Source organism: Roseateles sp., assembly GCF_965229315.1.
Lineage (GTDB): Bacteria > Pseudomonadota > Gammaproteobacteria > Burkholderiales > Burkholderiaceae_C > Pelomonas.
This window is the reverse complement of record NZ_CBDDJA010000002.1, coordinates 2894381-2906633: the sequence shown is the minus strand read 5'-3', so window position 1 is coordinate 2906633 and position 12253 is coordinate 2894381. Positions and strand designations below refer to the sequence as shown.

Annotated in this window: 11 protein-coding genes; 4 read left to right on the top strand and 7 right to left on the bottom strand. The window is 71.8% G+C overall.

Annotated elements, in window-relative coordinates:
- Positions 1-6 precede the first annotated feature (6 nt).
- The 4 genes from ACO07H_RS18325 to ACO07H_RS18310 form a co-directional block, all read right to left on the bottom strand.
- Complete coding sequence (locus ACO07H_RS18325) at positions 7-426, bottom strand: post-PEP-CTERM-1 domain-containing protein (protein WP_422016753.1); 420 nt, start codon at positions 424-426, stop codon at positions 7-9.
- Positions 427-461: 35 nt separating this feature from the next.
- The gene (locus ACO07H_RS18320; protein WP_422016751.1) at positions 462-1151 is read right to left on the bottom strand and encodes a choice-of-anchor J domain-containing protein; all 690 of its coding nucleotides are present in this window, start codon (positions 1149-1151) and stop codon (positions 462-464) included.
- Between the two features lie 59 nt (positions 1152-1210).
- Positions 1211-2548, bottom strand: coding sequence for an FG-GAP-like repeat-containing protein (locus ACO07H_RS18315; protein WP_422016749.1), 1338 nt, complete (start codon positions 2546-2548; stop codon positions 1211-1213).
- A gap of 214 nt (positions 2549-2762) precedes the next feature.
- The gene (locus ACO07H_RS18310; RefSeq protein ID WP_422016747.1) at positions 2763-3722 is read right to left on the bottom strand and encodes a TrmB family transcriptional regulator; all 960 of its coding nucleotides are present in this window, start codon (positions 3720-3722) and stop codon (positions 2763-2765) included.
- Between the two features lie 145 nt (positions 3723-3867).
- Here ACO07H_RS18310 and ACO07H_RS18305 point away from each other — a divergent pair, with 145 nt between their 5' ends.
- Positions 3868-4086: a hypothetical protein gene (locus tag ACO07H_RS18305; RefSeq protein ID WP_422016745.1), complete on the top strand. Its 219-nt coding sequence runs from the start codon at positions 3868-3870 to the stop codon at positions 4084-4086.
- Between the two features lie 279 nt (positions 4087-4365).
- Here ACO07H_RS18305 and ACO07H_RS18300 read toward each other — a convergent pair whose 3' ends face one another.
- Positions 4366-5925 carry a methyl-accepting chemotaxis protein gene (locus ACO07H_RS18300; RefSeq protein WP_422016743.1) on the bottom strand — a complete coding sequence of 520 codons (1560 nt, stop codon included), beginning with the start codon at positions 5923-5925 and terminating at the stop codon, positions 4366-4368.
- Positions 5926-6080: 155 nt separating this feature from the next.
- On the bottom strand, positions 6081-7532 hold the full coding sequence (locus ACO07H_RS18295; protein ID WP_422016741.1) for a PLP-dependent aminotransferase family protein: 1452 nt from the start codon (positions 7530-7532) through the stop codon (positions 6081-6083).
- 119 nt (positions 7533-7651) lie between these two features.
- On the opposite strand from ACO07H_RS18295, the gene ACO07H_RS18290 reads away from it, so the two are divergent.
- From ACO07H_RS18290 to ACO07H_RS18280, 3 genes are all read left to right on the top strand, one after another.
- On the top strand, positions 7652-8590 hold the full coding sequence (locus ACO07H_RS18290; protein ID WP_422016739.1) for a hypothetical protein: 939 nt from the start codon (positions 7652-7654) through the stop codon (positions 8588-8590).
- 229 nt (positions 8591-8819) lie between these two features.
- Positions 8820-10061 carry an MFS transporter gene (locus tag ACO07H_RS18285; RefSeq protein WP_422016737.1) on the top strand — a complete coding sequence of 414 codons (1242 nt, stop codon included), beginning with the start codon at positions 8820-8822 and terminating at the stop codon, positions 10059-10061.
- 29 nt (positions 10062-10090) lie between these two features.
- Positions 10091-10885 (top strand): SDR family NAD(P)-dependent oxidoreductase, encoded by a 795-nt coding sequence (locus ACO07H_RS18280; protein ID WP_422016735.1) that lies wholly within the window; start codon positions 10091-10093, stop codon positions 10883-10885.
- A 38-nt stretch (positions 10886-10923) separates the two neighbouring features.
- Here the strand turns inward: ACO07H_RS18280 and ACO07H_RS18275 are convergent, their stop codons facing one another.
- Positions 10924-12252: an NAD(P)/FAD-dependent oxidoreductase gene (locus ACO07H_RS18275; protein WP_422016733.1), complete on the bottom strand. Its 1329-nt coding sequence runs from the start codon at positions 12250-12252 to the stop codon at positions 10924-10926.
- Position 12253 lies beyond the last annotated feature (1 nt).

Below are 12253 nucleotides of genomic sequence, written 5' to 3'. Positions count from 1 at the left end.
CTGCGTTCATTGCGCCTCCCGCTTCGCCGAGGTGGCGCCGGCTGGCGGCACGGAACGGATCGCGTCGGTGGCCGCCTCCTCCCCCTGCAGGCAGGCACTCTTCAGCGTGCCGTCCGGCTCGCGGGTGACCACGGAAAAGCTCGCCAGGTTCCCTGGCAGGCGGGCACTGTGGGCGCCCGAGGCGTAGGCGCGCACGGCCGGCTGGCTGGCGCCGCGGGCGGCGGTCACCGGTTTCGCGCGGGACTGCAGCGCTGCGGCCTCGGCCGCGGTGGGGGCGCGCAACTGCCCGGTGTCCGCATCGCGCACCACGGTCATGGTGTGCGGTGTCGTTGACGGCGCCTGTGCGTCGCATGGTTCGCAGGCCTGTGCCGAGGAGGCCATCCCCAGGGCGGCCAGCAGCAGGGTGAGCTGGGTTTGAAATGTCATGACTGAATCTCGACGGGTATGAGGGAGGGGAGGGCTCAGGCCGACGGCACGCGGCGGCGGCGCTGCCAGGCCAGCAACGTCAGGCCGCCGGCCAGCATCAGCAGGCCGGAGCCGGCTTCCGGCACCGCGCTCACCGACACCGAGTCCAGGCCGACGAAGTTGCCGGCGCTCGCCGCATCGGGCACGACGTACTCGAAGAAGAAGCGCCCCGAGACACCGTCGCCCTGCGCGGGCAGCGTGACCGTGAACGTGGTCCAGCTCTCCGGGTAGGCCCCAACGGTCACCGAGGGATTGAGGGTCATCAGCTCGACGAAGGAGCCGGCGACGATGGCGCCGATGCGCAGCGACTCCCCGAAGGCGTTGTTGGCCACGGTGCGGGTCGAGAAGCTCAGCACCGTGGCATCGCTCATCGAGACCACCGGCGTCGCCAACATCGCGTCGATGGCGCCCATCGGATTGCCGTCGGCATCGGTGGCGCCGACGAACACGCTGGTCGCGATGTAGCTGTCGGGCGCGCCGGCCTGGGCCGCGAAGGTGTCGGCCGGGCTGATCGGCCGGAACCAGGCTTCGGCGGCCGGGTTGGTGCTGAAGTTGGCCATCGTCCAGCCGGCCGGCAGGCCCGCGCCGTCGAAGCCTTCGTTGAGTTGCGGGCCATCGGCCTGAGCCGCGCCGGCCAGGGCCAGCAGCAAACCCAGCAGGGCGCCGCTGCGCAGGGATGTCGTCATCATGTGTCCTTGAATTGAGATGGGCTGAGGCCCGACCTGTGGCCTGGCCGACCGGTTCGTTACTTCAGGCCCTTGGCGCCGCGGAATACGCGCAGCAGGCCCTGGTCGTTCGTGGGTGCCACCGGATTGGCGGTGATGATGTCCATCTGGCCGTCACCGGTCACATCGGCCGCATCAAGAATGGCACCCAGGCCATCCACGCTGCCCGCCGCACCGCTGCGTTTGTAGGGCGCCTTCGTGAAACCCGCCGGGCCGCCGGTATAGATCCACACGAAGCCGGGGAAGGGCCCGGTGCCCAGCAGGCCTCGCTGCCGCAGCGATGCGCCGACGATCAGGTCGGCGAAGCCGTCGCCGTTGAAATCACGCTGGCCCAGCATGACTTCGCCGAAGAAGCCAAAGCCGTCCGGGTCCGGCGCCGCGAGTATCTGGGTCCGGCCCGAGGCATTGAAGCCACCGGCCGCGCCGTAATAGACAAAGATCCGTCCCGGGCTGACCGTATCCCCGGAACTGCCGGCAGGCAGGTAGTTGGGTGCACTGATGGCCAGATCCGCAAACCCGTCGCCATCGACATCGCCCAGCACGGCAACCGACGAGCCGAACCCGTCGCCCGGGGTCAGATAGTCCGGCGCAACCAGGGTCTGATTGGCGCTGTTCACATACCCGCCGGCAGCGCCCTTGTAGACGAAGACCAGCCCCGGGCGCCCCTGGCCGTACGCGGTCGGTGCCCCCACGACGATGTCGAAAATGCCATCCCCGTTGAGATCGCCGGTGTCGAACGTCCGGCCGAAATACCACCACGACAGCATCGGGTAGGCCAGCGTGGATTCCTGCTTCAGCACCAGGCCGGACGGGCTGCCGGCGTAGACGAAGATCTTGCCCTGTGTGTCCCCGCCCGTGGCGGCCGATACGGCAATGTCTGCATAGCCATCCCGGTTGAAGTCGCCCAGCGAGCGCATGGTGAAACCGAAGAAGCTGTTCTCCTCCGGCCCTTCAATCACCTGCGATGGCGTTGCAGGAAATCCGTTCGGGCCGCCAAAGAACACCAGGATGGCGCCCGCATACTGCTTGGCGCCGGAGTACGAGTAGGCGCCGATCACCAGATCGGGCCAGCCGTCGCCGTTCACATCCATCGCCATCGGGCTGCTGCCGACCTGCGCCCAGTCCATCGGGCCCTCGTAGCGGAAATCCGCCTTCTGCTTGAAGCCCTTGCTGGAGCCATAGCGGATTTCCACGACACCGCGGTGATTCGTGCCGGGCGATGTGGAAATCAGGTCGAGATACCCGTCCCGGTTGATGTCAACCTGGGCATTGAGTGCGCCGCCACCCGCAATCGTGATTTCCGGCAACCTCGCCGCGGACCACGCATGGGCCGCTGTGCCAGACATGACGGCCAGCATGACCAATCCCCACCGAACGCACCAGGATGCGCTCCACCCCAACCACTTCTGCATGATTTGCCACTCCGGTCCAAAGGAAAAATCCCCCTGGCCCATGCGCTTTCAGCGGCAGTGCCGGGGTGTCAAATCCATTGGACGACAGTGGGGTGACAACGGGGCGGCGGTGTTTTGCCATGGCCAAGATTGGCCACCCGGCTCGGGGGGCGGGCGCCGTTCAGCGCTGCAGGTTGCGCGCCGCCAGCCAGCCGGCCTGGAAACGCGACTTCGCGCGCAGACGGGTGTTGAGCGCGGTCATGCGGCGCTGGAAGGTGCGCCCGGAGATGCCCAGCACATGGGCGGCCGTCTTGTCGTTGGCGCCGGCGGCCAGCACGGTCACCAGCTCCTGCAATGCCGCATCGCTGTCGGCTGCCGCCTCGGACGCGTCCCCGGCCGTCTCCAACGCCGGCACGGCCTCGCTCCACAACTGCTCGAACAGCGCGCTCAGCGCGGTCAGCACCGCGGTGTTGCCCAGCCGCAGCGCCGGCCCCCCGGGGTCATCGGCATGCAGCGGCAGCATCGCGCTGCAGTCATCCACCAGCAGCAGCTTGAAGGGCAAGGCGTCGAGCACGCGCAATTCATCGCCCGCAGCCAGGGCCTGGGCCGCCGCCGCCGGCCAGCCGTCCCACTTCATGACCTCGGGGGGCAGGATGGTGCGGATGCGCACGCCCCGCTTGCGGGCGGCCTTGCGCGCGGCCTCCATCGCCTCCGGCGCGGCGACAAGGAACGGCGGGCGCAACAGGCTGACGATGCTGCTGCGCGCCTGCTCGTACAGCTTCAGGTAGGCGTGCAGCTGGGAGTCGGCGTCGGCGGGCAGGATCTGGACATCATTGGCGCTTGCAGTCGACGAGTCGCGCGCCAGTTCCTCCTGCAGCTCCGGCAGGATGCTGCGGGCCTCGTGCAATTCGGCCTGCCGCTCCATCAACAGCAATTCGATGGCCACCTCGGGCGCGGCGGCAATCCAGCCGACGTCCCCGCGGCGCAGCAGCCCCCGCTGCTGCAGCGATGACAGCATGTCCTCCAGCGGCGTGTCGATGCCGTAGACCAACTGGCCCAGTGCCAGCGTGCTCAAGCCCGGGTGGCGGAGCAACTCGCGGTACACCGCCTCCTCCTGGCCGCTCAGCCCGAGGGGCTGCATGCTGAGCCGGCGTGCACCCGGGGACGAAGAAGATTTCCTGCTCATGTACTGCTTTGAGATGGCGCCGAGCGCATCGGCCGCGCATCGTAAGCCCGCCGCGCGGGCCGCCTTGTGACGGGCATGCGCCCGACTGCCCGGGGGCCTGGTGGCTGCTGAACGGCCGCGCCGGCTGCAGGCGACCGGCAAGGCATCGCACAGCCATGCGTTGGAGCGCACCAGCCACAGTCCCAGCCCCCGGTCGTCGCACACGTCGCCCACGTCGCGCATCGCCGCCACGACCTGGCGCACGCCCTGCCGGGGCTGCCAGGTGCTGCGGTCGCACTGGAACAGCGGCAGCAGCGTGCCCCCTGCAATAGCACGCTGATGACCTCGCGCGCCACGATCCAGCGCGCCAGGGTCGACACCGGCTGGCCGCAGTGCTCGCGCAGCCGGCCGGCCAGTTCGTCGCCTCGGATGCAGCCGCCATGCCAGCCGAAAGCCGCCTTCATGACGGCGGACTGGCACGCCTGCGCCGAGGCGTCGTGCTGCGCGGGGGCGGTGCGCAGCCGGCGCTGAACGGCCGCAGGCGCGTGCACATGGAGCGTTGCGGGCTGGACAGGTTCATGGACCTCTCCTGGGTGGGGCGTGTTGTCGGGGCGTGAGGTCAGGCGAGGCGGAACTGGCCGACCGTCGCCGACAGGCCGAGGGCCTGCTGCTTCAGGCTGTCCGAGGCCGCGGCCGACTCCTCCACCAGCGCAGCGTTCTGCTGGGTGACCTGGTCGAGCTGCGTGATGGCGTCGGTGATCTGGCCGATGCCCTGGCTCTGCTGCGCCGCCGAGCTGCTGATCTCGGCCACGACCGTGGCCACCTGGCGGATCGTGGTGACCACGTCCGTCATGGTGTGGCCGGCCTCGTCGACCAGCCGGGTGCCGCTGTCGACCTGCGCCAGCGACGCGCCGATCAGCGACTTGATCTCCTTGGCGGACTCGGCGCTGCGCCGCGCCAGCGTGCGCACCTCGGCCGCCACCACGGCAAAGCCGCGCCCCTGCTCGCCGGCGCGGGCGGCCTCCACCGCGGCGTTCAGCGCCAGGATGTTGGTCTGGAAGGCGATCTCGTCGATGACGCCGACGATGTTGGCAATCCGCGCGGACGCGGTGTTGATGCCGTGCATGGTGGCCACCACCTGCTGCACCGCCTGGCCGCCCCGGTCCGCCACGCCGGCGGCCCGCGTGGCCAGCGCGTCGGCCTCGCGGGCATGGCCGGCGGCCTGCTGCACGGCCGCGTGCATCTGTTCGACCGAGGCGGCCGTCTGCTGCAGGCTGGCCGCGGCCTGCTCGGTGCGCGCCGACAGGTCGACGTTGCCGTCCGCGATCTCACGAGATGCCGTCGAGATGCTGTCGCTGGACTGGCGCACCTGGGCCACCAGGCCGCGCAGCGCCGCCTGCATGTCGTGCAGCGAACGCAGCAACTGGCCGGTCTCGTCGCGGTCGTGGCCTTGGATGCGGTCGGACAGGTCCAGCCGGGCGATGCGGCCGGCCACGTCGACCGCGCGCTGCAGCGGGCCGGTGATGCTGCGCACCAGCCGCCACGACAACGCGCCGCCGATCAGCAGCGACAGCAGCGCCAGTGTCACCAGCACGGCCTGTGCCCGTCGGTTGGCCGCCTGCACCGCGCGTGCGTCGCTGTCGATCTCGCGGCGCTGCAGGTCGATCAGTGCCTGCAGGTCGGCCTGGTAGGCCTCGGCGGCGGGCGTGAAGACGCGGGCCAGGCGTCGGCGCGCCCCGTCGGCATCGCCTGCCAGCTTCAGCGCGGAGACTGCATCGCGCTCCTGCAGGTAGATCTTTCGCCGCTCGACGATGCGCGCGTAGGCCTGTCGTTCCTGCGCACCCGTCAGCAGCGGTGTGAGCCTGGCGGTGATCGCATTGACGGCCACCACCGAGTCGGCCGAGTCCTTGGCGAAGAAGTCGGTCAGCGACGGATCGGCGCTGACGGCGATGGCACTGGTGCGGCGGATACCGGCCACGATGTGGGTGTTCCAGTCGCTCACCAGCCGCTCGGTGGCCAGTGAGACGTCCACCAGCGCCTCAGTGCGCTGCGCGACCTGCAGCAGCGACCAGGCCCCATAGGCCGTGCCGGCGAGCGCGACGATCAGGCTGAACACGAGCACGCCGGCCATGCGCCGGCCGAGGGTTCTGCGGGGGGAGGCGGGGAGGGAGGAGGACATGGGCAGGCCTTTGGGGGTGGCCGGTGGCGCCGGCGTCGCGGGGTCGAAGGTCGACGGCCCCCACTGTCGAGGCCGGCCGTCTCGGGCGCATTGCGCGGCGGCGGCCTGTGTGTTGGATGCAATCGGCCGCCGCTACAGCTGACATGAAGGCTGGCTCAGGCCCAGGCCACGATGCGGCCCAGCTCGCGCACGGCGGCTTCGAGCGCGGGCGTCCACGCATAGCTGTGGTTCAGGCGCATGAAGTTCGTGTAGCGCCCCGCGTTGGAGAAGATGCGCCCCGGCGCGATGGTGATGCCGCGCTCCAGCGCCGCGCGGTACACGCGCAGCGTGTCCACGTGCTGCGCCAGCTCCACCCACAGCAGGTAGCCGCCCTGGGGCCGCGACACATGCGTGCCCGCCGGGAAGCAGCGCAGCACCAGCGCGCGCAGCATGTCGGCCCGCTGCGCCAGCGCCTTGCGCACGCCGCGCAGGTGCAGGTCCATGCCGTCGCGGCCGAGGTACTCCGCCAGCGCCAGCTGCGGCACGGCGGGCGTGGCCGGCATGTGGCGGAACTTGAGCCGCTCCAGCTGCTGGCGGTAGCGCCCTGGCAGCACCCAGCCCACCCGCACCCCGGCCGTGACCGACTTGGAGAACGACGCGCAGTGCAGCACCCCGCCCTGGTCGTCGTGCCCCTTGAGCGTGGTGGGCGGCGTGTCGCCGTAGTACAGCTCGTTGTAGACGCCGTTCTCGATGACCGGCACGCCATGCCGGGCGGCCAGGCGCACCAGCTCGGCCTTGTGGGCGTCCGGCATCGTGAAGCCGGCCGGGTTCTGGAAGTTGGGCATGGTCACGCACGCCGCCACGCGCTGGCTGTCGAGCAGCCGGGCCAGCGCGGCCAGGTCCATGCCGTCCACCGGATGCGTCGGCACCTCCACCGCGCGCAGGCCCAGCCGCTCGATGGTCATCAGCGTGGCGTAGTAGGTGGGCGACTCGACCGCCACCGTGTCGCCGGGCCGGGTCACCGCCTGCAGGCACAGCTGGATGGCCTCGGTGGCGCCGGCCGTCACCACCACGTCGGCCGGGTCCACCGCCAGGCCCTGGCCCAGGTGGCGGCGGGCGATCTGCTGGATCAGCGCGGGGTGGCCCGGTGGCAGGTCATCCATCGCGTTCCAGGCCGGAAAGCGCTGGCCGATGCGGTGCGCATGGCGCTGGATGCGCGCCCACGGGAAGAGCGCCGGGTCCGGGTAGGGCGAGCCCAGCGGCGCGGCCTGACGGCGGTGGATGGCCTTGAGCGTGGCCAGCACCAGCTGGCTGATGTCGGCCTCACAGCAAGGCGGCGGTGAGGCGGCCGCCTCGGGCGCGGCCACGGTGAGCGCCGGCGCGGCGGCACGCACGAAGTAGCCGGACTGCGGCCGGCTGCCCACCACGCCGCGGCTTTCCAGCAGCGAATAGGCCCGCCGCACGGTGGTCACGGCCACACGCCGCGCGCGGCTGCTGGCGCGGATGGACGGCAGCTTGTCGCCCGCGTTCAGCGCGCCGTCGGCCACCGCCTGCTCGATCTCCTCGGCCAGGCGCTCGTACAGCGGCGCCGGCTGCGTTGCTCTGCGCTGGAGCTGGCCGTTGTTCACGGCAGCCTCCCCGGCGTGCGCGCCTGGCCCACTGTGCTCGGGGCCAAGCCCGTGCACTGTGTCTTTCGGGCGGGCAGCGGCGACGCATATTGAAGCTCAGGACTGACCGAAGGCCCGCCATGACGACCGACCGCCCCGACCACACCCCCGCCGCCGCAGCGTTTGACATCGAGCAAGCGCAGCGTCGGGTGGCCACGGCAGGCACCCCGTTGCTGCGCACCGAGGACGTGGCCGTCGCCGCCGCTGCCGGCCGCGTGCTGGCCGAGCCGCTGCCCGTGCCGCCGGAGATGGCCGGCGGCACGGTGCTGGACGCGGGCTTGCGCCTGCAAGGCAGGCACCTGCCGCAGATCGCCTGCCTGGGCCGGCCCACGGTGCGCGTCTTCGAGCGCTTGAAGGTGGGCGTCCTGCCCCTCGGCCCTGCGGCGGGACCGGAACGGACCTGTCACGGCCTGGGCGGGCCGGTGCTGGCGTCGCTGCTGGGCGGCCTGGGCGCCAGCGCACTGGCGGCGCCGAGCCTCACGGCCGACAAAGACGCCCTGCAACCGCTGCTGGACATGCTGCTCAAGGAGAGCCGCCTGGTGCTGATCTCCGGCGCCGTCACGCCACGGCGCCAGCAGCAGGTGGACGAGGCCCTCGTCGCGCGCGGCGCGTCGTTGGCTGAGTGGCGTTTGTGCGACGACCTCGGCGCCCGGTTGAAGGTCGCCACGCTGGGTGATCGGCTGGTCATCTGTCTGCCCTGGGGCCTGGCCGAGGCCTTCAAGACCTTCGTGCTGCTGGTCACGCCGGCAATCCGCCACCTGCAGGGCCGCACCGACCTGCTGCCCGCCAGCCGTGCCGCCACGTTGCGCCGCCCGCAGCGGCAGGCGCCGGTGAAGGGGCGCTTCCTGTGGGCGCAGGAGACTGACCGCCGTGCCGAGATCGCACTGCAGCCGGCCCATGCTGCCACGCCCGGCGCCGGCATCGCACGCGCCGACGGCATCGCCCGGGGCACGGCCAACTCGGTGTTCGGTGACGTCGTCGACGTGCATTACTACCCGTTCTCGAACTGGCTGCAATAGCGCGCCGCCCGGGATGGCAGGGGGCGTTCGCGCGGCGGCTGGGTTCATGGCGGTTCTCGGCAGTGGTGGGAAGCGCCAGTCTGTGCCGCGGCTATGCCGTGCCTGTGCCTGGCCGGCGCCGCGCAATGCAGGCGAAGCAGGCGGGGTTACAGCTGTCATGCGCCGGAAGCCGTCGTGAAGCCGGCGCCGCCCACAGTCAGGGCCATGTTCATGACCCGAGGTGGATGCCATGCCATCTGTCCCTAACGTCCTACCCGCCGCGCACGCCGGCCCGGCAGCCACTGACGCCAGCGGCAACCTGCCGCGCTCGCTCGTGCTGCTGCTCGCGGCCAGCGCCGGCATCTCGGTAGCGGCGCTGTACTACAGCCAGCCCATGCTGGGCGACCTGGGGGCCGACATCGGCGCCTCGCCGCACAGCCTGGGCCTGGTGCCCACGCTGACACAGCTGGGCTATGCGCTGGGCATCCTGCTGCTGGCGCCGCTGGGCGACCGCTTCGACCGGCGCCGCATCATCCTGGCCAAGGCGGCGGCGCTGACCGTGGCGCTGCTGCTGGCCGCGGCGGCACCGACTATGGGCGTGCTGCTGCTGGCGAGCCTGGCCATCGGCGTGGCCGCCACGCTCGCGCAGGACATCGTGCCGGCCGCTGCGGCGCTGGCGCCCGAGGCGCACCGCGGCAAGGTGGTGGGCACGGTGATGACGGGCCTGCTGCTGGGCATCCTGCTGTCGCGCGTGGTCAGCGGCCTGGTCGCGGCGCACTGGGGCTGGCGCGCCATGTTCATCGGCGCGGCCGCCAGCGTGGCCTTGACCGGCGCGGCCGCCTGGGTGGGCCTGCCGCGCTTCAAGTCGACGACGCACCTGGGCTACGCGGCGCTGCTGGGCTCGCTGGGCAAGCTGTGGCTTCGCCACGCCCCGCTGCGCCGGGCCGCACTCGCCCAGGGCCTGCTGGCGGTCGGCTTCAGCGCGTTCTGGTCCACGCTGGCGGTGCTGCTGCACGGCGCGCCCTTCCACCTGGGCAGCGCTGCCGCCGGCAGCTTCGGGCTGGCGGGCGCGGCCGGCGCGCTGGCCGCACCGCTGGCCGGGCGCCTGGCCGACCGCCGCGGCCCCGAACTGGTGACGAAGCTGGGCAGCGCGCTGGCCATGCTGTCGTTCGCGGCCATGGCGCTGCTGCCGCTGCTGAGCCCGGCGGCGCAACTGGCGCTGCTGGTGGCCAGTGCCATCGGCTTCGACCTGGGTTTCCAGGCCACGCTGATCGCCCACCAGACGCTGGTCTACGGCATCGAGCCCGGCGCGCGCAGCCGGCTCAACGCGCTGTTGTTCGTGGGCGTGTTCGTCGGCATGGCCGCCGGCGCGGCGCTGGGCAGCTGGCTGTTCGGGCTGTGGGGCTGGGTGGCCGTGGCCGGCCTGGCGGCAGGCGCCGCAGCGGCCGCGTTCGCGTTGCGGCTGTGGCCGCAATCTGCCAAGCTGGCTTGACCCCGCAACTTCCCACGCAAGGAGATCCCATGGACCTCGGACTCACCCAGAAGCGCGCGCTGATCACCGGCTCCACCGCAGGCATCGGCTACGCCACCGCCCGCGAGCTGGCGCGCGAAGGCGCCCAGGTCACGCTGAACGGCCGCAGCACCGAGCGCGTCGAGGCCGCGGTGGCGCGGCTGCGGGCCGAGCTGCCCGGCGCGCGCATCGACGGCATCGCGCTGGACCTGGGGCATGCCGAAGGCTGCGCCGAACTGGTGCGGCGCCTGCCGGCGGTCGACATCCTGGTCAACAACCTGGGCATCTTCGAGCCCAAGCCCTTCGTCGACATCCCGGACGCGGACTGGCTGCGCTTCTTCGAGGTCAACGTGCTCAGCGGCATCCGGCTGTCGCGCCACTACGTGGCTGGCATGCGGGCCAGCGACTGGGGCCGCATCATCTTCGTCTCCAGCGAGTCGGGGCTGCAGATCCCGGCGGAGATGGTGCACTACGGCATGACGAAGACGGCGCAACTGGCCGTGGCGCGCGGCCTGGCCGAGACGCTGGCGGGCACCGGCGTCACCGTGAACAGCGTGCTGCCCGGGCCGACCGCTTCCGAGGGCGTGGGCAGCTTCGTGGCCGATCTGGCCGCGCAGCGCGGCGAGGACGCCGCCAGCGTCGAGCGGGACTTCTTCGCCACGGCGCGGCCGTCGTCCCTGCTGCAGCGCTTTGCGCGGCCCGAAGAGGTGGCGGCGATGATCACCTACCTGTGCAGCGAGCGCGCCTCGGCCACGACGGGCGCGGCCATGAGGGTGGATGGCGGGGTGGTGCGGTCCATTGCCTGAGTCGGGAGCGCGACCCGCTGCCGTAGCGTGAACAGGCCCTAATACTCCGCCACCTGACCCCAGGCCGACGCATGGAACCGGTCCGGGTGGTAGGGCTTGGGGTCGAAGATCGGCGGCACACCGGTGACGATGTCGGCGATCAGGTGCCCGGCGCCGGGTCCGATGCCGAAGCCATGGCCGCTGAAGCCCGCTGCCAGCACCAGCCCCGGCAGGCTGGCGACCTCGCCAATGCCCGGCACGCCATCCGGCGTGCTGTCGACATAGCCCGCCCACGCGGCGCTGACCTCACGGCCCCGCAGTGCCGGGACCAGGGCCAGGGCCCGTTCGTGGGTCAGGCGCACCGTGGTGGCGTCCGGTGTCGGGTCGAGCACGCGCATGCGCTCCATCGGCGTGGGCTCGTCGAGCTTCCAGCGGCTGAGGCTCTCGTGCCCGGAGCGGATGCCTTCCAGCCCGCCCGGTGCCAGGCTGCGCCAGCGCCGCGCGAACATCGGCAGGAACTGCGGCGCGAAGCGCAGGAACTGGCCGGTCGGATCAACCCGCGCGCGGCCGCCGATGGCCAGCGTGTAGCTGCCGTCGTTGCGCCGGGTCAGGCTGATGTCCTTGGTGTGCAGTGCATCGGGCAGGTCGTCGGCCGGCCCCGGTGACACGGCCAGTGCCGTCTGCCGGATGGACGCCTGCGGGAAGCGGATGCCATGTTGCCGGCAGAACGAGGAGGCCCAGGCGCCGCCCGCCAGCACGGCCGTCTTCGTGCGGATGCTGCCGAGCTCCGTGACGACGGCGCTCAGCCGCCCGCCCTCGGTCTCCAGCCCGCGCGCCGCGCAGCGCTGGTGCACCGTGCCGCCGTGCCGCATGACGGCGCGGGCCACCGCAGGCGCAGCGCGGGACGGGTCCGCGGTGCCGTCGGTGGGCGAGTAGACACCGCCCTTCCAGGGCTGGCCCGTGGCGCGCCCGCGCCGGGCCGCCTCGTCGCTGGACAGCATGTGGGTCTGCACGTTCACCGTGCGGGCGAACCGGCCCCAGCGCGCCCAGCCTTCCAGCTCGGCCTCGTCGTTGCTCAGGTACAGCAGGCCGCAGCGCCGAAAGCCGGTGTCCTCGTTCTCGTCGGCGCCGAAGCGCTCCCACAGGTCCAGGCTGCTGGTCGCCATCGGCAGTTCGCGCGCGTCGCGGTTCTGCTGGCGACACCAGCCCCAGTTGCGGCTGGACTGCTCCGCGCCGATCCGCCCCTTCTCGACCAGCGCGACCTGCAGGCCGCGGCGCGCGAGTTGGTAGGCGGTGAAGGTGCCGATGATGCCGCCGCCGATGACGACGACGTCGGCCTGTGCCGGCAGTTGCGGGCTGCTTGCCACGGGGTCCAGCAGAGCACGCATG